This window comes from Catenuloplanes atrovinosus (assembly GCF_031458235.1).
Taxonomy (GTDB): domain Bacteria; phylum Actinomycetota; class Actinomycetes; order Mycobacteriales; family Micromonosporaceae; genus Catenuloplanes; species Catenuloplanes atrovinosus.
Window position 1 is genome coordinate 5,079,380 of the sequence record NZ_JAVDYB010000001.1, and the last position, 21,658, is coordinate 5,101,037.

At 73.7% G+C, this 21,658-nt stretch carries 14 protein-coding genes and 1 pseudogene; 5 read left to right on the forward strand and 10 right to left on the reverse strand.

From position 1 onward, the window contains the following. Positions 1 to 88: 88 nt before the first annotated feature. The gene (locus J2S41_RS22620; RefSeq protein ID WP_310370246.1) at positions 89 to 1,843 is read right to left on the reverse strand and encodes a tetratricopeptide repeat protein; all 1,755 of its coding nucleotides are present in this window, start codon (positions 1,841 to 1,843) and stop codon (positions 89 to 91) included. Between the two features lie 32 nt (positions 1,844 to 1,875). Beyond that, a complete protein-coding gene (locus J2S41_RS22625) occupies positions 1,876 to 2,106 on the reverse strand; it encodes a hypothetical protein (RefSeq protein WP_310370248.1) in 231 nt (76 codons plus the stop codon). Positions 2,107 to 2,510: 404 nt separating this feature from the next. Here J2S41_RS22625 and J2S41_RS22630 point away from each other — a divergent pair. After that, a pseudogene (locus tag J2S41_RS22630) lies at positions 2,511 to 3,353 on the forward strand (cellulose binding domain-containing protein); the annotation flags it as partial. Positions 3,354 to 3,431: 78 nt separating this feature from the next. Here the strand turns inward: J2S41_RS22630 and J2S41_RS22635 are convergent. Continuing rightward, on the reverse strand, positions 3,432 to 5,048 hold the full coding sequence (locus J2S41_RS22635; protein ID WP_310370249.1) for an acyltransferase: 1,617 nt from the start codon (positions 5,046 to 5,048) through the stop codon (positions 3,432 to 3,434). A gap of 158 nt (positions 5,049 to 5,206) precedes the next feature. Here J2S41_RS22635 and J2S41_RS22640 point away from each other — a divergent pair, with 158 nt between their 5' ends. From J2S41_RS22640 to J2S41_RS22650, 3 genes are all read left to right on the forward strand, one after another. Beyond that, complete coding sequence (locus J2S41_RS22640) at positions 5,207 to 7,471, forward strand: hypothetical protein (RefSeq protein ID WP_310370250.1); 2,265 nt, start codon at positions 5,207 to 5,209, stop codon at positions 7,469 to 7,471. A gap of 120 nt (positions 7,472 to 7,591) precedes the next feature. Continuing rightward, entirely contained in the window at positions 7,592 to 8,179 is a 588-nt protein-coding gene (locus J2S41_RS22645) for a LuxR C-terminal-related transcriptional regulator (protein ID WP_310370252.1), read from the forward strand. 188 nt (positions 8,180 to 8,367) lie between these two features. Further along, positions 8,368 to 8,982 carry a response regulator transcription factor gene (locus J2S41_RS22650; RefSeq protein WP_310370253.1) on the forward strand — a complete coding sequence of 205 codons (615 nt, stop codon included), beginning with the start codon at positions 8,368 to 8,370 and terminating at the stop codon, positions 8,980 to 8,982. Here J2S41_RS22650 and J2S41_RS22655 read toward each other — a convergent pair. From J2S41_RS22655 to lanKC, 4 genes are all read right to left on the reverse strand, one after another. After that, a complete protein-coding gene (locus tag J2S41_RS22655) occupies positions 8,872 to 10,629 on the reverse strand; it encodes an ATP-binding cassette domain-containing protein (protein ID WP_310370255.1) in 1,758 nt (585 codons plus the stop codon). The genes J2S41_RS22650 and J2S41_RS22655 overlap by 111 nt on opposite strands. Beyond that, entirely contained in the window at positions 10,584 to 12,302 is a 1,719-nt protein-coding gene (locus J2S41_RS22660; RefSeq protein WP_310370257.1) for an ATP-binding cassette domain-containing protein, read from the reverse strand. Before J2S41_RS22660 ends, J2S41_RS22655 begins: the two co-directional genes overlap by 46 nt. A 183-nt stretch (positions 12,303 to 12,485) precedes the next feature. Next, a complete protein-coding gene (locus J2S41_RS22665; protein ID WP_310370259.1) occupies positions 12,486 to 12,605 on the reverse strand; it encodes a SapB/AmfS family lanthipeptide in 120 nt (39 codons plus the stop codon). A 65-nt stretch (positions 12,606 to 12,670) separates the two neighbouring features. After that, entirely contained in the window at positions 12,671 to 15,223 is a 2,553-nt protein-coding gene (gene lanKC, locus J2S41_RS22670; RefSeq protein ID WP_310370260.1) for a class III lanthionine synthetase LanKC, read from the reverse strand. Between the two features lie 234 nt (positions 15,224 to 15,457). On the opposite strand from lanKC, the gene J2S41_RS22675 reads away from it, so the two are divergent. Next, positions 15,458 to 16,891 carry a WGR domain-containing protein gene (locus J2S41_RS22675; protein ID WP_310370261.1) on the forward strand — a complete coding sequence of 478 codons (1,434 nt, stop codon included), beginning with the start codon at positions 15,458 to 15,460 and terminating at the stop codon, positions 16,889 to 16,891. Positions 16,892 to 17,253: 362 nt separating this feature from the next. Here the strand turns inward: J2S41_RS22675 and J2S41_RS22680 are convergent, their stop codons facing one another. The 3 genes from J2S41_RS22680 to J2S41_RS22690 all read right to left on the reverse strand — a co-directional run bounded on the left by J2S41_RS22680 (position 17,254) and on the right by J2S41_RS22690 (position 21,325). Continuing rightward, positions 17,254 to 18,831 carry a helix-hairpin-helix domain-containing protein gene (locus J2S41_RS22680; protein WP_310370262.1) on the reverse strand — a complete coding sequence of 526 codons (1,578 nt, stop codon included), beginning with the start codon at positions 18,829 to 18,831 and terminating at the stop codon, positions 17,254 to 17,256. Between the two features lie 134 nt (positions 18,832 to 18,965). Continuing rightward, a complete protein-coding gene (locus tag J2S41_RS22685; RefSeq protein WP_310370264.1) occupies positions 18,966 to 20,144 on the reverse strand; it encodes a vWA domain-containing protein in 1,179 nt (392 codons plus the stop codon). Continuing rightward, positions 20,144 to 21,325 (reverse strand): AAA family ATPase, encoded by a 1,182-nt coding sequence (locus J2S41_RS22690; protein WP_310370266.1) that lies wholly within the window; start codon positions 21,323 to 21,325, stop codon positions 20,144 to 20,146. The genes J2S41_RS22685 and J2S41_RS22690 overlap by 1 nt, the downstream gene beginning before the upstream one ends. Between the last annotated feature and the right edge of the window lie 333 nt (positions 21,326 to 21,658).

A 21,658-nucleotide genomic window follows, 5' to 3' on the forward strand; every position in this document is an offset into this window, starting at 1 on the left:
CTTTCCTCGCCACTAGTCTGTCCACCCCGGCTCACTCGCCCCACCGCACGACACCCGCCAGGCGCCGCGCCCACCCGAGGCACGGGTCCTACCCCGACAACTCCCGGCGTATCTGCTCCAGCATCGCGGTGTCGTCGGCCAGATCCGCGTGCTCAACCTGCCGGTCCAACTCCACGACCTGCTCGAGCTCGGCGACCGCCGCCGCCAGATCACCAACCGCCCGCAACACCATCGCCACGTTGTACCGGGTCCCCGCCTCACCGGCCCGGTCCCCGACCTCCCGCATGATCGGCAACGCCTGCTCGTAGAAAACCAGCGCCTGCCGAGGGTCGCCGAGACCGGCATACACCCTGCCGATGTTGTTGAGGGTGGTCGCCTCACCCGCCCGGTCCCCGACCTCCCGTGCAATCGGCAGCACCTGCTCGTAGAAGACCAGCGCCTGCCGGTGGTCGCCGAGACCGGCATACACGTGGCCGATGTTGTTGAGAGTGGCGGCTTCGCCGGCCCGGTCCCCGACCTCCCGCGCAATCGGCAGCGCCTGCTGGTAGAAGGCCAGCGCCTGCCGGTGGTCGCCGAGACCGGCACACACCTGGCCGATGTTGGAGAGAGTGGTCGCCTCGCCCGCCCGGTTCCCGACCTCCCGCGCAATCGGCAGCGACCGCTCGTAAAAGACCAGCGCCTGCCGAGGGTCGCCGAGACCGGCATACACGTGGCCGATGTTGGAGAGAGTGGTCGCCTCGCCCGCCCGGTTCCCGACCTCCCGCGCAATCGGCAGCGACCGCTCGTAAAAGACCAGCGCCTGCCGAGGGTCGCCGAGACCGGCATACACGTGGCCGATGTTGTTGAGAGTGGTCGCTTCGCCGGCCCGGTTCCCGACCTCCCGCATGATCGGCAGCACCTGCTCGTAGAAGACCAGCGCCTGCCGAGGGTCGCCGAGACCGGCATACACCCCACCGATGTTGTTGAGAGTGGTCGCCTCGCCCGCCCGATCCCCGACCTCCTGCGCAATCGTCAGCGCCTGCTCGTAGAAGGCCAGCGCCTGCCGACGATCGCCGAGACCGTCATACACCTGGCCGATGTTGTTGAGAGTGGTCGCCTCGCCCGCCCGATCCCCGACCTCCTGCGCAATCGTCAGCGCCTGCTCGTAGAAGGCCAGCGCCTGCCGACGATCGCCGAGACCGTCATACACGTGGCCGATGTTGGTGAGGGTGGCGGCTTCGCCGGCCCGATCCCCAACCTCCTGCGCAATCGTCAGCGCCTGCTCGTAAAAGGCCAGCCCTTGCTGCGGGTCGCCGAGCCCGGAATACACGTGACCGATGTTGTTCAGAGTGGTTGCCGCACCGGCCTGGTCCCCGACCTCCCGCCTGATCGTCAGCGCCTGCTCGTAGAAGGCCAGCGCCTGCCGCGGGTCGCCGAGACCGTCATACACGTGACCGATGTTGTTCAGAGTGGTCGCCTCACCGGCCCGGTCCCCGACCTCCCGCGCAATCGGCAGCGCCTGCTCGTAAAAGACCAGCGCCTGCCGGCGGGCACCGAGCCCGGCATACACCGAGCCGATGTTGTTGAGAGTGGCGGCTTCGCTGGTCCGGTCTTCGGCCTGCCGGTGCAGGGCTAGGGCCTGTTCGTAGTTGGCCAGCGCCAACTGTGGACGCCCGGTCGAGGAGTACGCCCAGCCTCGCTGGTAGAACGCGCTCGCGTCCGGGCCCAGGGTCAGCGTCGCGGTGGCGATGGCCTCTACCTGCGCGAACCGGGACCAGCCCAGCAGCACCCAGCCCAGCTCCCGCCCGACATCCTGCGCGATCGGTACCTGACGACCGGCAACAGCGAGGCGATGCACTTCCACGACTTGTGGCAGCGAACCCGGCCCTGCCGCAGTCATGCGACGGTGCCGTAGCCGAGATCCCGGCCACCGAAGCCGCCACAAATCGGCAAGCCTCGCGTGATTCGACCGGTGCCATCACCGCAGCAATACCCGAGCCGGCCAGCTTTCACGGCGTCCACAACAGCGCACACCAACCCGACACCACCGGATACGCCACAACCACCACCCGCCGATGCGGAATCCAGCCCACCCGCATCGATACGGACGTAGCCGATCATCGACATGGCGATTACTGTACGTGCCACCGCGCATAGTGGGCGGACAACTAGAACGGCCCAGTAGTCATTGACGGATTTCTGACCGTACGACTTCATCGTCAGCATCGATGCGTTGCCAGTAAGAGCCGACCAGGAAGTCCCGCTCGGCGCGGTGGAGCTGGTTGATGGCCTGGGCACCATCCCGGCCGCGCCTGTTCAAACCTGCAACCCTCATCCGGCCTTCACGCGGATCAGACAGAGGACCGGCTTGAGAGTTCTGGGCTACAGGACCCGCCGAGTAGGCACCCAGAGGGAGTACGTCTGTGACGTAGGAGATCCACACTCCGCGGAGCGGAGCGGCCGACGAATCCGGCTTAGCTGGTGCTCCCAACACACCTGAGCTGCTGTTTCACATGTAGTGCACTTTGGGATTGACGACCAACGTGCTGCTCGGCGTCTACCCCGACGTCTTCACCGCGGGCTCCGCGTTCGCCGGCGTGCCGTTCGGGTGCTTTGCCACCACGAACGGTTCGGAGTGGAACAGCGACTGCGCCAACGGGCTGATCACCAAGACGCCGCAGCAGTGGGGTGACCTGGTGCGCAACGCCTACCCCGGCTACACCGGCCCGCGGCCGCGCATGCAGACCTGGCACGGCACCAACGACGAGACGCTCAAGTACCCGAACTTCGGCGAGCAGATCAAGCAGTGGACCAACGTGCACGGCCTGTCCCAGACCCCGTCCTACACGGACACGCCGCGGTCCGGCTACACGCGCACCCGCTACGGCGGCACCGGCGACCAGGCGCCGGTCGAGGCGATCAGCATGAGCGGCGTCTCGCACAACCTCCCGGTCGACGCGGCCGCCGCCATCCGCTTCCTCGGCCTGGACACCACCACCCCCACCACGGCAACGCCCACGCCCACGCCCACCGGCACCGCCACCCCCGCCCCCACCGGCGCGTGCCGGGTCACCTACACGGTCAGTTCGTGGAGCGCCGGCCTCACCGCCTCCGTGGCCATCACCAACACCGGCACGGCCACGGTCGACGGCTGGACGCTCGCCTTCACGCTGCCCAGCGGCCAGACCGTCACCAACTCCTGGAACGCGACGATCACGCCGGCCAGCGGCGCCCTCTCCGCCCGCAACGTTTCCTACAACGGCACGCTGGCGGGCGGCGCCACGCAGACGTTCGGCTTCCAGGCCACCCACACCGGCGACGCGGCGAAGCCCGCCGCCTTCGCCCTCAACGGCACGACCTGCTCGGTCGCCTGACGACCAGGCGGGCGGGAGTGCGGTTCGCCCCGTTCCCGCCCGCCGCGGCGGCCCGGACACCACGAGCCGCCCCACCGTTCACGCGGCCGGTTCCGGGCGGTGGACGCCGCGGGGGCGGTAGCCGAGGCTGGGGGCCACGCCCGCGAGGTCGGCGAGGAGGTGGATGAGGGCGAGCCACATCTCCGTGCCCTGCAGGCCCGGGACGGTGGCGCGGTCGCCGCGAGTCGTGGAACGGGGGGCCTGGAAGCCGAAGCCGGCGCCGTCGGTCCAGTGGGTGAGGGCGTCGCGGAGCAGGGTCGTGGCGAGCGCGGTGACCTCGGCCGCGCGGTAGCCTGAGGCACGGGTCAGCCACAGTGGATGCGCGACGTCCAGGACGTTGCAGGCGTTCTGGCGCTCGGGGCGGAAGAAGCGCGCATCCCGGGCGTGCCGCAACACCGTGTCCACAACCCTTTCGGGGTACGGAACGGGCAGGCCCCACTGCGCGAACGTCCCGCGGGACGCGCGGTAGAAGCCGTTCACGAGTTGCAGCAGGCCGTCCGCGGGGGCGGGCTCGCCCCACATGCCGGTGCGCGAATCGGCGCGCATCAGCAGCCAGCCCACGAGCGTCTCCTGTGGACCGGCGATGCCCTTGCGCGCGTTCCAGTGCAGCGCGGTGCCGAGCGCGTCCACCCAGGCGCCGGCGTGCCACGCGTGCGTGCGCCACGGCTGCCGCTCCAAACCGTCGACGACGATGGCGGCGGTCGCCTCGGCCACCGCCCGGACCGGCTCGGGAAACTCGCTGCCGAGCAGGTCCAGCGCGTACCCGACGGACAGCACGTGATAGCCGCCGTGCTCGTCGAAGAGCACGCTCTCGGGGGTACGGCCGAACTCCGGCACGAGTCCGGTCCGCGGGTCCTGCCAGCCGCGCAGGCGGTCGGCCTGCTCCGCCGCGGGCAGCTGGTCCGGGGCGCGGCCGAGCAGCAGGTCCGCTATCTCGATCGCGTCGCACTGTGCCCGTACCGTCGGCGGGTCCTCGGGTTTGTCCGTGAACAGGCCGCGGTCGGCGTCCCAGCAGCGGGCCAGCACGTCGGCGGCCTGCTCACGGGCGCGCCCGGCGAAGGTCGCGACCGCGGTGGCGAGGTCGTCGCCCGGTTCCGGCGGGCGGAGCGCGGGGACGCGCCAGCGGAGTACGCGGGCCGGGTTGCCGCCGACGACCGCGCCCGCGGGCACGTCCTTGGTGACGATCGCGCCGGCCGCCAGCACGCTGCGGTCGCCGACCTGCACGCCGTCCAGGATCACCACGTGCGAGCCGATCCACACGTCGTCGCCGACCGTGATTCCCTTGCTGGTGAGCGGCTGCCGGAACACCTCCACGTCCGGATCGTCCATCGTGTGGTTGAACGCCAGGATCGAGGTGTGCGCGCCGATCCGTACCGCGTTGCCGAGGGTGACATTCCCGCGCACCACGGTGTAGGGGTTGATCGAGCAGTCCCGCCCGGTGCGCAGCCGACCGGTCAGGTAGGCGCCGGCCGCGACGTAACTGCGATCGCCGAGCCGCAGCTCGTCGTTGCGGACCGACGCGTGCTCGGACACGAAGCAGCCGGCGCCGATCTCGCCGCCGAGATCCCGCTGGTACGCGAGCTGGCGCGCGCGGGCGTCGTCGTCGGCCTCGGCCGCGTACAGCCACGGTGAGTAGTCGTAGTCCTGCGGCCCCATGTCGCACCCGCCTCTCTCCTCCCACCGAGTCTGGTCGATCTTGGCTTGGCCGGCCAGGGCCGGTGGACGTCGATCATGCGCTGCTTGCGGTCACGCTGCGATCATGTGCAGGCACTGCTACGTTCGGCTGAGCAGCATCGATTTCTACCGGGAGAGGAATGGACGGCCGAAGCCGGCGCAGACCCCAGGCGACCCGCCTGCTGCTCAGGCTCGCCCTGACCGCCCTCGGCTCCGCCGCCGCGGCCCTCTTCCTGCTGCTCCTCTCCCCGTCGTCCGCGCAGGCCGCTCCGGGTTTCGGTGCCGATGCGGGTACTACGGTCGGTGAGCTCGTGGACGGCGTGGCGGAGGCCGCCGGGCTTCCGGAGACCGCGCCACCGGGTAGCGACGACACGCCGGCGGCGACGGCCGAGCCGGCGACGGCCGAGCCGGCGACGATGTCCGATCCCGCCGCGGATGTGGCCCCGGCTCCGGTTCCCGACCCGGCGGAGGCCACGGCTTGGATTCCAGACCCCGGCCAGGAAGAACCCGCGGCCCCGAATCCCGGCCTGGAACGGGCCGCGGCCCCGGCACCTGGACGCGCTGGGACGGCGGCGCAGCATGTTCCCCACAGCCGGCCGGGCGTCACGGACGCTGTGCCTCCCGCCGCCGAGCCGGCCACGGTGCCGGACCTCGGGGAGAACTGGACGGCCGCGGATTCCGGTGTCGTCGGGGACGCCTCGATCGACGATGGACCGGCCCCCGAGGCCGAGGCTGCCGCGGACATGGATGCGGCGGGAGACGAGCCGAACCCCGACCCGGACCTCACGGCGGTCGGGGTCGCCACGGATGTCCCGGCCACCGGCACCGGACCACCCGCGCCGGTGACCATCGACGCCGTCACGCCGCTCACGGCGGTGGCCGAGGCCGTGGCGGAGCCGGCCGGCGCCGAGACCACGACGGCCCCGGGACCGGCGATCGAGACGGTGGTTCCACCGGCCGGGCCGGTGCCGGCAGCAGCGGAAGCGGTAGAACCGGTCACGGCGGTGGTCGAGGCCGTGGCGGAGCCGGCCGGCGCCGAGACCACGACGGCCCCGGGACCGGCGATCGAGACGGTGGTTCCACCGGCCGGGCCGGTGCTGGCAGCAGCGGCAGCGGTAGAACCGGCGCTCACCGCGGCCACCGCACTCCCGGCGCCGGTGGCCGGGATCGCCGTGGAGCCGGCCGGATCGGTGATCGACGACGCGGCACCGGTGCCGGAGACCGTCGCGACACCGGTTGAGCGGGTGGTGCGGTCCGTCGTGTCGCCGGCCGGCGTTCCCGCCGCTCCCGCGGTGGAGGTCGCCGTCGACACCATCGGCGCGATCAGAACGCCGACGCCCGCTGATCGGCTCGTGACAATCGGGCCCGCGACGGCCACGCACGCCGCACTCACCACCACGACGACCCGAGCCGTGACGACCACGCACGCCGCGATCACCGCCACGACGGCCCCAGTCGTGACGGCCACGCACGCCGCGATCACCGCCACGACGACCCGAGCCGTGACGGCCACGCACGCCGCGATCACCGCCACGACGGCCCCAGTCGTGACGGCCACGCACGCCGCGATCACCGCCACGACGACCCGAGCCGTGACGGCCACGCACGCCGCGGTCGCCGCGACGACGGTCCGAGCCGTGACGGCCACGCACGCCGCGGTCGCCGCGACGACGGTCCGAGCCGTGACGGCCGCGATCGCCGCGACGACGGCCGATGTCGTGACGGCAGCGCGGGTGGGCCGAGCCGCGATGGCCGCGATGGCCGGGCGAGCGGCGACGGCGGCGCGAGCCGCGATGGACGCCCACGCCGTCATGACAGCGCGGGCCGTCGAGGCGGCCAGAGCGACGATGGACGCGATGGCCGCGCAAGCCGCGAGGAACGCCCAGGCCGCCACGGTGGCCTACCGGGCGATGACCGGGCACGCGGCGACGGCGACGCACCCCGAGGTGACGGACCGGGCCGCGATGACGACGGCCACCGCACCCGCCCTACGGCAACCGGCCGCCGACCGGACGGCGGCCGGCATCGCCGCGGCGAGTGCCACGCAGCAGACGATCATCGGCCCCCCGGCTCCGCGGGCCGTCGCGGTCGAGCGGGTCGAGAGAGCGCGCGGGGCGCGCGGTGGTCCGGCCTGTCCCCCGGTCCGGGTGGCTGGGGCGGCGGGTGCGGACAGCGACGTACCGGCTGATGATTCCGGGAAGAACGGCCCGGCCGGGCCGGAACCGGGCGACGCGGGCTCGGGACCGGCGCACGGGGTTCTCCGGACCGGCGATGCGCCGAGTTCGCCGCAGGCGGACGCGGTGGTGAGGGCCGCCGTGGTCGATGGGTGCGCGGTACGCGCGGCGCGCCCGGCCGATCAGCATCGCGACTCGCGCGTGATCGAGGTTCCCGACTCGCCCGGATGATCGTTCCCACCGGTCACGGCCAGCGACACAGGCCGTGACCGGTCCCGCCTGACGAGATTCGGACCGGCGCGTCAACGGCCGGTGTGAGGCGTGAATGGGAGCGACGACGTGATACGCACGATGATCTTCTCTAACCATGTGCTGCTGCGGGAATCCCTGCATGCGGTGCTCTCCACGGAGCTGGACGTGACCTCCGTGGGAGGTGACGACGGTGAGGCGCTGACCGCGGCGCACAAGATCCGGCCGGATGTGATCGTGGTGGATCTGGACGGGCCGGGGCGGCACGGGCTGCGGACGGTGCGGCTGCTGGTGGCGGAGCTGCCGGAGTGCGCGGTGGTGGCGCTGACCGGCCGGCACACGCCGCACGCGCTGCGGCAGGCGCTGGCGGCGGGCGCGCGCGGGTTCGCGTCGCGGGAGCAGCCGCCGGCGGAGCTGGTGGACCTGATCCGGCGGGTCGGGCGCGGCGAGCGGATGATTCACCCGGGCACGGCGCTGGCCACGCTGGCGGCGATGAACAATCCGCTGTCGGCGCGCGAGCGGGACGTGCTGCGGCTCGCCGCGCGCGGGATGCCGAGCGCCGCGATTGCGGCCGAACTTTTTCTGTCCGAAGGAACAATTCGGAACTATCTATCTTCTGTGGTACGGAAACTAAACTGCAGAAATCGTCTCGAAGCGGCCCGGCTCGCGGAGGAGGCCGGCTGGATCTGAGGAATTTGGGCAGGTCAACGGCCGGGCCGAAACTAAACGGCCCGGCCGGAGACGGCCATCCGACAGTCGCGCATACGAGTTACCCACGAGTCCGAACCCGGTGTCCGTGTTGTGACTGTGCTTCAATGTGCACGGGTATTGCCATGTGGTTAAACGGTTGTGTCGATCTGTCGATAAGGGGCACGGACGTGGTGCGCATTCTGCTGGCAATGCCGCAGGGGCTGCTGCGCGGTGCGTTGAAATACGTGTTGTCCACGCACCCGGACATGGACGTCATCGCGGAGCGCGACGCGGTCGAGTCCACGATCGCGGCGGTGCGCTCGGACGCGCCGGACGTGACCGTGCTCGATCTCGAACTGCTCAACGGGCCGGGTAAGGACCCGGCCGGCGCGGCCCGGGCGGCACACTCGGAACTGCCGGACAGCAAGATCCTGGTACTGGTGGACCCGCGCCGGCCGGGGGTCGGCAGTCAGATCGCGGCGGTGCCGCCGTCGATCGGGTTCCTGGCGCAGACCGCGTCGCCGGAGCGGGTGGTGGAGGCGGTGCGCCGGCTGGCCGCGGGCGAGCCGGTGATCGACGCGGACCTGCTGGTCGCCGCGCTGACGCCGACCACACCGCTGACCGAGCGGGAGCTGCGGGTGCTGGAGGTGGCGGCGCTCGGCTCGCCGGTCAAGGAGATCGCGCGCACGATGTCACTCTCCCCCGGCACGGTGCGCAACCACCTCTCCCGGATCATCGCGAAGACCGGCGCACGCAACCGGATCGAGGCGATCCACTTCGCCAAGGAGAAGGGCTGGATCTGACAGGTCCTGGTAGGACTCGGACGTGGCCAGTAGCCCGGCGTGGGTGCCGAGCACCGGCCGGGCGCCGTCGAAGAGCAGCACGTGCCGGCCGCGGGCGGCGGAGCTGAGCCGGTGCGCGATGACGATCAGCGCGCCGGGCCGGGCGGCGAACGCGGCCTCCACGCGCGCCTCGGTGGCCGGGTCGAGGTGGCAGGTGGCCTCGTCCAGGATGGCCAGCGGCGCGGCTGAGACGTACGCGCGGACCAGGGCGATCAGCTGCTTCTCGCCGGCCGACAGCGTGGCCGGGTCGATCATGCCGTCCAGGCCGCCGAGCCGGTCGATGAGCGGCCAGGCGCCGAGCGCGGCGATCCCGCGCAGCACCGGCGCGGACGGGGCCAGGTAGCGCAGGTTCTCCAGCACGGTGCCGGTGAACACGTACGCCTCCTGCGGCAGCAGCACCCGGGCGGCGCAGCGCACCTCGCCGTGCTGCGGCGCGATCAGCCCGGCCATCAGCGCGGCCAGCGTGGACTTGCCGATGCCGCTGGCGCCCACGATGACCAGATGCTCGCCGTCCTCCACGTCCAGGTCGAAGCGGTCCAGCACGGGCGCGGCGGCCGGGCCGTACCGGAACGTCACGTCGCGCATACGCAGCAGCCCGTGCGCGGGCGGGGCCACCTCGTGGTGCTCGGGCGCGGGCCGGACCAGGATGCGCCGCAGCGTGATGCCGTAGCGCAGCCCGCCGGTGGCGAGCCCGGTCATCAGCAGGTGCAGCGCGGGCACCAGCCCCTGCCGCACGTAGACCATGGCGCCGAGCAGCGCGCCCGCGCCGATCCCGCGGCCGACCAGCCATGGGGCGGCGGCGAGCAGCACCACCAGCGGTCCCCAGCCGCCGATCGCGAGGCAGGCGCCGCGCAGCGCACCGGCCGTGCCGAGCGCGCGCTCCGCCCGGGACTGCGCCTCGACCGCGTCCGAGACCACGCCGCCCGCCCACCGGCCGGCGCCGGCCGCGGTCACGTCGCGGTGCGCGCGCAGCATCGGCTCCGCGGTCGCGGCCAGGTCCTCGTCCGCCCGCGCGTAGGACAGTTGCCGCGCGGCCAGGCGCGGCAGCAGCGCGGCGAACAGACCCAGACCGAGCAGCAGCGGTACGGCGACGAGCGCGGCCAGCACCGGCGCCAGCGCGACCAGCCCGGCGATCGCGGCGAGCAGGCTGAAGGCGAAGCCGCGCACGGTGGTGAGCAGCCCGGCGAGCGTGTCCCGGACCACCTCGACCTGGCGGGTCATCCGGGCCACGGCCGCGCGGTCCGGCCGGGCGGCGCCGCGCAGCGCGTCCGTCACCACCCAGCGCACCAGCCGGTCGCGGAACGGCTCCACCACGTCGCCGAGCCGCCGGTACGCACCCCGCGCCCCGAGCGCGCCGGCGCCCGCGGCCAGCGCGTAGCCGCCGAGCCAGGCCAGACCGGTGGTCACGTCGCCGGCCAGGAAGCCGTCGTCCAGCGCGCGGGCGGTGGCGTAGCCGCTGATCAGCGCGGGCGCGGTCTCGACCAGCGACCAGACGGCCAGGCCGGTGACCGCGCGCCGGTCCCGCCACAGCTCCCGGACGGTGTACCGGGTGGCGGCGCCCATCAGGTGCCGCCCGCCGAGAAGACCGCGCGATAGCCGGCGTCGCACCAGAGCTCGCGGTGCGGGGCGCAGCCGCGCAGCCGGCCACCGTCCAGCCAGGCGACCAGGTCGGCGCGCGCGGCCGTGGCCGGGCGGTGGGTGACCACGACGCGGGTGACGCCGGCCGCGTGCCGGGTCAGCGCCGCGCCGATCCGCGCCTCCGTCACACTATCCACACTGGACGAGGCGTCGTCGAGCACCAGCAGCCGGCCGCCGTGCAGCGCGCGGGCCAGCCCGAGCCGCTGCGCCTCGCCGCCGGACATCGGCGCGTCCGCGAGCGGGGTGTCGTATCCCCGGGGCAGCCGCCGGACGTAGTCGTCGATCGCGGCGACGCGCGCGGCCTCGGCCACGAACGCCGGGTCGCGGCCCATCGCGATCGCGTCGCCCACGGTACGGCCGGCCAGCGCGGGGCGCTCGAAGCCGTAGCCGACCGCGGCCGCGAGCGCGTCCCGGGCCAGCGCGGCCAGCGGCACGCCGTCGAGCCGTACCGTGCCCTCGTCCGGGTCGCGCAGCCGCCCGGCGACGGCCGCGAGCGTGGACTTGCCGGAGCCGGACCGGCCGACGACCGCGAGCGTGGCCCCGGCCGGCACGGTCAGCGTGATCCGGTCCAGCAGCGCGCGGCCGTCCGCGGCCCGGACCGTGACGCCCTCCAGCCGCAGCGTGCCGGGCACGACCGGCAGCCGGGAGGCGCCGGGGATCACCGGGAACCGGAACGCCGCGCGCGGCGGGTCCGGCAGCCCGAGGGTGCCGTACCCGCGCGGCCGTTCCGCGATGATCTCGGCGGCGCGGGCGGCCCCGCTGCGCGCGCGGACCAGGCGGTTGAGCGTGCCCAGGATCGCGCCGAGGCCGGCGCCGAGCGCCGCGTACTGCAGCGCCGCGGTCAGCTCGCCGGGCGTGATCCGGCCGGCGGCGAGCAGCACGCCGGCCACCGCGACCACGGCGATCTGGGTGAGCGGCGCGAGCAGCGCGGTACGACCGGCCGCGACCGCGAGCGCGGCCCAGGTGCCCCGGCCGTGCGTGCCCAGTTCGGGCAGCGGGCGCAGCACGCGGCGGATCTCGGTCTCCGCGGTGCCGGCCGACGCGATCGTGCGCGCGCCGGCCATCGCCTCGGCCAGCAGCGCCGCGATGGCGCCCTGGACGCGCTGGTAGCCGCGCGCGGACTCGGACGCGCTGACCACGAACCCGCGCAGCAGCGCGGTGAGCAGCAGCAGCCCGGCGACGAGCGCGACCGCGAGCCACGGGTCGATGAGCGCAAGCGCGATCAGGCTGCCGATCGGCGGCAGCACGGAGACGAGCCCGCCGACGGTGGCGCCGACCGCGGAGCCGGCGTCGGCGGCCTGAGCGCCGAGCCGGGAGACGAGGTCGCCGGCCGGGCGCCCGATCGGGTGCGGGAGCGCGAAGATCCGGGCGAGCAGCGCGTGGCGCAGGTGGGCGGTGGCCCGGGCGGTGCCGGTGGCGGTGGCCAGCCCGGCGAGCACGTCGGCCAGCGCGGCCGTGACGACCAGCGCGGCGGTGACGGCGATCCAGGAGCCGGGGTCGCGGGCCAGCACGGCGTCGACGGTGCGGCCGATCGCGGCGGGGATGAGCAGCGCGGCGACGGCGCCGGTGACCGACGCGACCGCCAGCACGACCGCGTGGCCGCCGGCCGCGCGCACGCAGCCGAGCAGGATGCGGTTCGTCATGCCACCACGCTCCGGCGGATATGGGCCCGCCCCGGCGCATGTACCGCGCCGGGGCAGGACCAGGTGTGGGTGGTGCGTGAGCCTAAGCTCGATGAGTCTTTTTCAACCTGGTTACCGGGTCAACGCCTCGCCCACACTGCCCGGGGTCGGGTGTACCGGGGTTGGGACCAGGTTGAAAAACACTCAGTTACAGGTGGTGACGCTCAGCGAGCTGTCGCCGCAGAGCAGCAGGCTGGCCTGGCTGCCGCCGCCACCGTCGGTGGAGTCCTCGATGTGCATGCCCTGGAGGTCGAGCAGCGTCATGCTCAACACCTTCTCTCTCTGTCGTTCTGACGGGTGACTGTTCCTTCTTCCGCGCGCCGGAAGTCTCATGCCGGTGCTCCGGCGGGTACGGCCGTGCGTGGCGCGGGCGCATCGGCGGTGGTGGTCGGTGCGAGCAGCGGCAGTGCCGTGCCCTCGGGGTCGCGGGCCATGGTGAGCGCGAGCAGCACGCCCGCGGACCCGGTGGCCACGTCGGTGGAGAGCCGCAGCAGCTGCTCGCCGGGGAAGGCCAGGTGGTCGCCGTACGGCAGCGCGTGCCAGACCAGCGCGCCGGCCTGCCGGGCGAGCTCCGGCGCGTCCGCGACGATGCCGGCGCCGACCCGCGAGGCGAGGTAGGCGACGATCCCGGCGCGCCCGGCGAACAGCCCGGACTGTGCGTAGAACGGGGACCGGGCCGCGCGGCTGATCGCGTCGGACGCGTCCCGGAACCGCTCCGAGGGCGCGTGCCGCAGGTAGCGGTCGAGCGCGATGCCGATGCCGGCGCTGCCGTGCGCGAGGTACGGCATGGTCCGCCAGCCCTCGTTCACGTGCATCGCGCCGTCGTCGGTGAGCACGCAGGCGTGCAGGTCCCGGTCGAGCGCGCGGGCGGCGAGGTCGAGCAGCGCCGGGTCGCGCGTGGTCTCGTACCGGCGCAGGAACAGCATCGCCGGGCCGCTCCAGCCGCGCGTCAGACCCGCGTGCGGGTGCGACCTGCCGCTGATGTCCGCGGGCGGCGGCGCCGCGTCGAGCCGGTCCGCCAGCAGCGAGACCACCTCGTCGGCGGCGGCCCGCTCGCCGAACCGGTCCAGGCTCAGGCCGACGCCGGCCAGGCCGCTGACCAGGTCGTGGTTCAGGTCGCGCCAGGGTTCGCCGAGGCAGATGTCCAGCAGGTCGCGGGCCTCGCCGGTGCGGCCGAGCGCGTCCAGCGCGAACGCCACGCCGTGCAGCCCGTCCCAGAGCCCGAGCCGGCTGCCGGACGGCGGTGGCGCGACCCGGTCGGCGAGCCACTGCTCGTGCTCCGGGAAGCGGCCCGCTCCGCAGGTGTGCAGCGTCCACAGGACGCCCGCGGCGCCGTATCCGAGGCTCAGCCCGCCGCTGCGGAACTGCTCGATGTCGCCGGGGAACAGCCGGTCCTCGCGGGTGGGCGTGGCGGTGGCCAGGATGCCGGTGGCGATCCGGTCGCGGTCCAGCGTGATCGGCGGGGCCGGTGGCGCGTCGTCGCCGCGGATGACCCGCACCGCGTCGTCGGTGTACTCGGCCGGGACCGGGAAACGGGACCGGATGATCGAGGCGAAGTGGGCGGCCTTCTCCGGCGCCAGGCGCAGCACCGCGGTGAGCGGCAGGAACAGCGCGAGTCGCAGGCAGGCCAGCGCGTACTCGTCGACCGCGAAGCCGGTCCGGTCGCGCGGCGCCGCGAACGCCTGGTTGCGCAGCGCCGGCCGGGCGTCCTCCGCGATGTCGCGGGCGGCCTCGAAGTCGAGCAGCGTGATCCGGTCGTCCGGGCCCACCATCACGTTGAACAGGTGCAGGTCGCCGTAGACGATGCCGCGCCGGTGGATCTCCCGGATCACGCGTTCCACCTGCGCGTGCACGTCGAGCGCCCAGTCCGTGAACGTGCGCAGGTCGTCGTCGGTCGCGTCCGGCCCGGTGAGCGGGTACCGGCGGACGAGCGCCTTGTTGAGCGGCTCGCCCTCGATGAAGTCCAGTGCGAGGAAGTCGTGGTCGCCGAGGCGGAACTCGTCGTGCACCCGGGCGACCCGCGGCACGTCGGCGAGCGCGCGGAGCATGTCGCGTTCCCGGCGCAGGCGGGTGACCGCGTCCGCACCGGTGGCGTCCAGCCCGGCGTGCGGGCGGGCCTCCTTGAGCACCACGCGGTCGCCGGTGCGCGTGTCCCGTCCGGTGTAGAGCCCGCCGCCGTTGGAGAAGTGCAGAACCTTCTCGATGGCGTACGGGACGGAGGCGACCTTCGCGGCGCCGCGCGCCTCGAGGTGCGGGCGCAGGAAGGCGGGCAGCTCGACCCACTCCGGGACGGTGAACACCGGGTCGCGGCGGTCGGGGACGAGCGTGCCGGTGGCGTTCGCGATCGCGGGGACCACCTTGCCGGAGTCGTCGAGGCAGTAGCGGGCCGCGAAGCCGCCGTACCGCACGTAGACCGGGCCGTCGCCGTATCGCAGGTCGGAGAGGATGTACGGGCCCTCCCGGCCGGCGAGCAGCGCGGACAGGTCGGCACAGACCTGCTCGAGCTCGGCGTCGTCGTGCGGGTAGACGGTGATGAACTTGCCGCTACTGCCCCGGCCGGCGTACTTGCTGTTGCGCATGAGGAGCATCTGCGGGCCGCGCAGGAACTTGAACCCGATCCCACGCGTGGTGCAGTAGTCCCAGACGATGGTGAGCACCTCGGCCGCGTCCTCGCGACGTGCGGAGATGTGCACCTTCCAACCCTGCGGGGGCAACGGGTCCTCGTCCGGGCCGACGACCGTCCAGTCCTGCTGCGGTGCGCGCTTCCAGCCGTCCGGGAGGATCAGGTCCTCGCCGTACTCGGTGGTGCGGGCCTTGGTGTTGGTGAGGGCGTCGTAGAAGAGCGGATCGACAGCGCAGTACGAGTCGTAACGCTCGTCCATCTCAACCCCCTCGGCCGTTCGGCTGTTGACATCGACCAGAGTGGCCTATCGACAGGGGGCTGCTGAAGTGCTGCCAGTCATGGGACACGTGCCTTATCTGCACGGGAAGTCATGACAAAACGCAGGTTTAAACGGGCCCGTTCTGGCAATGGACGCGGCCGCCCGCGCGCGGAGAATGTCGTACCCGTTGGATAGGTTCTGCGGCGTCGACGTTCTTTGACGAAAGGGTTCCCGATGCCGGCCGACACGACGTACCTCGAGCTCTCCGAGGACTCCGGGAGCGCGCACAAGTTCTATGAGGTGACCGTCGACGGCACGGACGTCACCATCCGCTATGGACGGATCGGGGACCACGGCCAGGTGAAGCGATCGTCGTTCACCACCGAGGACAAGGCGCGGGCGGAGGCGTCCAAGAAGATCGGCGAGAAGGTCCGCAAGGGATACGCACCGGCCGTGCCCGGCGGCCGCCAGAAGCGCTCCGTCACCCGGCGGCAGATCGTCAGCACCCGCTCCACCGCGCACGCCGCGCCGATCCTCTGGCGTTACGCGTCGGGCAGCGCCGCGTTCGGCATCTTCGTCGACGACGACGTGTGCATGGTGGGCAACGAGGCCGGCCTGGTCACCACGCTCGGCCACGACGCGCGGGTGCTGCGCCAGTTCCGCCTGCCGGACGGCGTGAAGTGCATCGTCGCCGACGACGGGTGGCTCTACGCGGGCTGCGACGACGGCAACGTCTACGACCTGTCCGGCAAGGTGCCGCGGCTGGCGTACCGGATCGCCCCCGAGATCGACATCTACTGGCTGGACATCCACGACGGCGTGCTCGGCGTCTCCGACGCGCGCGGCGGCATCTCCGCGATCGACCACGAGGACGAGTTCCTCTGGCAGCGCCCCGGCCGCGGCAGCTCCGCCTGGATGGTCCGGTGCGACGCCGACGCCGTGCACCAGGGCCACTCCGCGGGCGTGACCAGCTACGACTGGCGCACCGGCGCGGAGCTGTGGCACACCGACACCCGCGGCGCGGTGCTGTTCGGCTGGCAGGAACCCGGAAAGCTGTACGCGGGCACCTCTCAGCGGCAGGTCGTCGAGCTGGACAAGAACGGCGCACGCCACCGGACGTACCAGTGCGACGCCGCCGTCTTCTCCTGCGCCGCCTCCCCGGACGGCCGCTTCGTCTTCGCCGGCGACAGCTCGTCCTCCGTCTACTGCTTCGACAGCAGCGGCACCCGGCTGTGGAAGCTCGCCACCGGCTGCGGCTCGGCATACTCGATGCAGTACCACGACGAGCGCCTCTACATCGTCACCACCAACGGCACGCTGGCCTGCATCGACGCCAGCGAGGCCGCGATCAGCGCCGCGATGGGCGGCACGCTGCCGCAGGCGGTCGACGTCAAGGCGCCGCCCGCGATGCCCACGGTCGCGCCGTCCACCACGGTCGAGGTGGTGCACGACCCGGCCGACGCGGCCGGCGGCGTGGTGGTGGAGTGCGTGGAGGACGGCGGGCGCCTCCGCATCCGCGTCGTCTCCTCGGGCTACCACCAGAGCTGGCAGGTCCAGTTCCCGAAGGGCATCCGCGAGCCCGGCGCCCGCTACGTCGTCTCGGGCATCCGGGAGGCGGCGCGCGGCGGCTTCTACCGGGCGTACGGCGACATCCGCCGCCTGCGCTGACCGCCTGAGCGGCCCGCCGCGCGTTTCCGCGGCGGGCCGTGGGCCGCCGCTGCCTGCCACTCCCGGTCTCGTCCCTGGCGGGCTCCAGGTCCCGTCTCGGGCGCGCCCCGGGTCTCGCTCTGGCAGAGCTCCCAGTTTCGCCTCCGGCAGAGTTTCCAGTTTCGCCTCCGGCAGAGCTCCCGGTTTCGCCTCCGGCAGAGCTCCCGGTTTCGCCTCCGGCAGAGCTGCCGGTCTCGCCACTGGCGGGCTCCCCGGCGCGGTCGGGCCCACCGGCTCGGGCGAGGGCTACCGCGCCCGGACGCGGAACGGCCGCCGCCGTGCCCGGGGCACGTGCGACGGCCGTGGTGCGGTCGTTCCTTCGGTCAGGCGTTGGCGTTCTTCTCGTCGGCGAGCTGCCGCGCCTGGACCGGCCAGTTGGGGACGCTGGCGGTGGCGCGGATGCCGGCGGCGGTCAGCGCCGCGCGGACACCGGCCTCACCGGCGGCGGCCAGCTCGGCGTAGGTGGTGATCCCGGCGGCCTGCAACGCCTGCGCGGACTTCGGGCCGAGACCCGAGATCTTCGTCAGGTTGTCGACCGACGCGGCGGCGGGCGCGGCCGGCGCGACCACGGGCTCCGGATCCGCGGCGACGATCGGCTCCGGCGCGGTCGCCGTGGTCTCCCCCACCGGCGTGGTGATGGCGGGCTCCGCGACCGCCGTGGTGATCGCGGGTTCCGCGACGGGCGCGGGTTCCGCCGCCGCGGGCGTCGCCGGCGCCTTGGTGATGGCCGGCTCAGCGACCGGCTCGGGCGAGGTGGTCGGCTCGGCAGCCGCCGGTGTCGCGGCCGAGGCCGCCTTCGCGGCCGAGGCCGCCTTCGCGGCCGAGGCCGCCTTCGCGGCCGAGGCCGCCTTCGCGGCCGAGGCCGCCTTCGCGGCCGAGGCCGCCTTCGCGGCGGGAGTCGCCTTCGTAGCGGGGGCGGCCTTCTTCGCCGGGGTGGCCCGCTTGGCCGGCGCGGCCTTCTTCGCGGCGGTGGTCTTCCTCGGCGCGGGCGCCGCCACCAGCGCGGTGTCCGCAACCGGCGCCGCCTCCGCAACCGGCGCGGTGTCCGCAACCGGCGCCGTCTCCGCAACCGGCGCGGTCTCCGCAACCGGCGCGGTCTCCGCAACCGGCGCGGTCTCCGTGGTGGCGGCCGGAGCCTTGACCGCGGTGGTCTCAGCCGACGTGACCTCCTGCGCCGCCGCCGTCTCGTCCTGCACGACCGCCGCCGTCGCATCCCGCGCGGGCGCCGACTCGCCGGACGTCGCCGGGGTGACGACCGGCGTCGTCCCGGCCGACGTAGGTGCCGGCTCCCCGGCCACCGCCGCCGTATCGGCCACAGTGGTCTCCGCCGGCGTCGGCGCGGCCTTCTCCGGCGCGACCGTCGCACCGTCCGCCGCGGTCGAGGTGGCAGCGGCGGAGTCGGACGACGTGCTCGATGCCGCTGCGCCGGTCTCGCCGGACGACGCGCCCTTCACGGCGGCGTCGGTGTCGGACGACGACGTCTTGGCCGGCTCCACCGCGAGCGACGGCGTCGCCACCTCGGTCGCCGGGTCGGCGACGGACGCGGCGTCGGCGGCCGGCGCCGCCGTCTCACCCGTCGCGGTCTCGCCGGACGACGCGGCCGCGGGCGTCGTCTTCGCCCCCGCGGCCGAGGCCTCGACCGAGGCGGCCGACGACTCCGCCTCGGGCGTCGACGCCGGGTCCGGCGTGACGACGACCGAATCCGGGGTATCTGAAGAATGCGGCTTGGCGACGGTGGGCGCGGCGCCGGAGCCCGAAGGCTTGCGGAGCCGGCCCATCAGCCACCAGCCGACGAGAATGCCCACGATCGCCAGGGCAATGATGATGGGAATGTTCCGCATGAAAAGCCTCCCGATATACGGAGGCGGCATTGTAGCAACGCTTCCACCACACTCGTTCACGCAGAGCCCTCGGCGTCCCACGCAGCCCTGACCAGGCCATGCGCGGGCGACGGGACGGGAAACGCGACGGAAACACGACTCCGTACCGTGACCGCTCGCATTCATGGTGTTCGGCGCCACGCGTACCCGGCCGGTCAGCCGATCCGGACCACGCGCGCCCACGGTGGCGTCTCCACCCATCGCCGCGCCGGCCTGGAGAACAGGCCGATCACGGTGCGCGCGGCCGGCCGGGTGGACGGCCACGGCGTCTGTCCGTCGGTGAGCGTCACGATCACGTCCGGCCGCCGTTTCAGCGCGGCGGCGAAGCCCTCGCGCAGGTCCGTACCGCCGCCGCCGACCAGCGGGATGTCCTCCTCCCGGCACAGCCGGCCCACCGCGCTCACGGCCGCGTCGCAGGACATCACGGTGACCAGGTCGCGCCGGCCGCCGAGCGCGCGCCCGATCGCGGCCACCTCCAGCAGCGCGCTGCCCAGTTCGTGGTCCGCGACCGAGCCGGACGTGTCGACGACCACGCACACGGTCGGCGGGCGGCGGCGCAGCGCGGGCAGCACCACGCCCGGCACGCCCGCGGCGCGGCGGGCCGGCCGCTGGTACGTGTAGTCCTCCCCCACGCCCGCCGTGGTGGCCGCGGACCGGACCGCGGCGCCGAGCAGGTCCCGCCACGGCTGCGGCGGGTGGACCACCCGCTCGGCCCAGCGCCGCCAGCCGTCCGGCGCCTCGCCGGGCGTGCCCACCAGGCCGCGCGCCACCCGGAACCGGATCGCCTCCCGTTCCGCCGCGGTCAGCCCGTGGGCGCCGGCCGCCCCGAGTTCCCACGCGCGGTCGCGGCCGTCCGCGCCGCCGCCGCAGTCGAGCCAGGCGTGCGCCTGGGTGCGCGGGCCGAGCGTGAACCGGCCGAGGTACCACTCCATCACCTGCCCCGGCTCCAGGCCGAGCGAGCTGGGGAGCACCGCGTCGGCCGGCGCGGGGAGGCGCTCGTCGTACACGTCATCGTTGATCTCCGCGTCCGCCGCGATGTTCATCCGCAGCCGCTCGCCCGGTCCGTCCACGCCGTGCCGGCGCGCGTAGTCGTCGCCCCGCCCGGGATGGTCGCGCAGCAGGTGGGACACCTCGTGCACCCACACGCCGGCCAGGTCCACCAGCGACCGCCGGGCCACGAACGCGGGCGACACGTAGCACCGCCAGTACCGGTCCACGCCCATCGTCGGCACCGACCGCGACTCGACCACGCGCAGCGCGAACAGCGCGGTGGCCAGGTAGGGCCGCTCCCGGGCGGCGAGCAGCCGGGCCGCGTACAGCTTGTCGTAGTCCATCAGGCCGCACCCGCCCGGCGGGAGAGCGCGACCGTGCCGGCCAGCCGGTCGATCAGCGCGGGCACGTCCCAGTCCGCGCGGCGCAGCGCGGCCAGCGCGGTCGCCGGCACCACCACCAGGTCCGGCGGCCCGGTCTCGGCCGCGCGGGCCAGCACCGCCCAGGCCGCGTCCCACCGGACGCGCGACGGCCGGTCCGCGAGCGCCGCGACCACGCCGTCCAGCACGGCCTGGCGCAGGTCGCCGCGCTCCGGCAGCGGCGCGTGCTCCGGGTCGGCGAGCACCGCCTCCGGGTCCGGCAGGTCGAGCCGGTCCAGCCCCGCCAGCAGTTCCAGTCCCGGTCCGTCGCCGACCGCGCCGCGTACCAGCATGGACAGCACGTCCCGCGAGGTGCCCGCGGCCCGCGCGAAGGCGACCAGCCGCAGCGTCATCTCCCAGCTCCGCGGCGACGGCCACGCGCCGCCGCGCACCTGCTCGGACCCGGGCAGCCGGTGCACCAGCCCCGGCCGCGCGGTGAGGAACGTGCTCAGCGCGCGCCGCGCGTACGCCAACGCCTCCGGCAACCGCTCCGGATCCAGCCTCGGCAGCGTCGCCCGCGGCCAGACACCACCGAGCCCGCGCGCCACCACCTGCGTATCGTGTGTCCACTGGAGATGGACGAACCGGTTCGCCAGCGGTGGGCTCAGCTCCCAGCCGTCCGCCGCCGACCCGCGGGGGTTCGCCGCCGCCACGATCCGCACGCCGGCCGGCAGCGTCAGCGCGCCCACCCGCCGCTCCAGCACCACCCGCAGCAGCGCCGCCTGCACCGCCGGCGGCGCCGTCGACAGCTCGTCCAGGAACAGCAGTCCCTTCCCGTCCCGTACCAGCCGCACCGCCCAGTCCGGCGGCGCCATCGCCACGCCGCGCACCGCCGGATCGTCCCCCACCACCGGCAGCCCCGCGAAGTCCGACGGCTCGTGCACACTGGCGATCACCGTCGTCAACGGCAGCCCCAGATCCGCTGCCAGCTGCATCAGCCCCGCGGTCTTCCCGATCCCCGGCTCCCCCCACAGCAACACCGGCAGATCCGCCGCCACCGCCAGCGCCAGCGCATCCAGCTGATCATCCCGCCGCGGCTCCGTCTCGGTCCGCTTCAACAGGCCCAGCAGCTCATCCGCCACCCCGAGCCGCACACCATCACTCACCAAAGCCATCACCTTCGTTTCTCTAAGATCGAATTCATCCATCGGACGCACCCGCGCCCTCCCTCGGCCCGACGCACGTTTTCGGCCGCCGGGGCGCGTGCGGTCAGTTGTTCCGCGCGGCCGGCCAGCACCCGGCATCTCGCCATGCATCGCGACCGGACACAGCCTCGGATCGCCACCTCATGACCTGCCGACGGCCTTGAGACACCCGCACCGGCCGGGCAGAGCACCTCACTGCGCAACCCACCCGGCGGTCCCGTCCCGTGCCCGAAATTCCGGACATGGCGGTCCGCCACAGCACCCACCCGCGGACCCTTTGCTCTGCTTACCGCC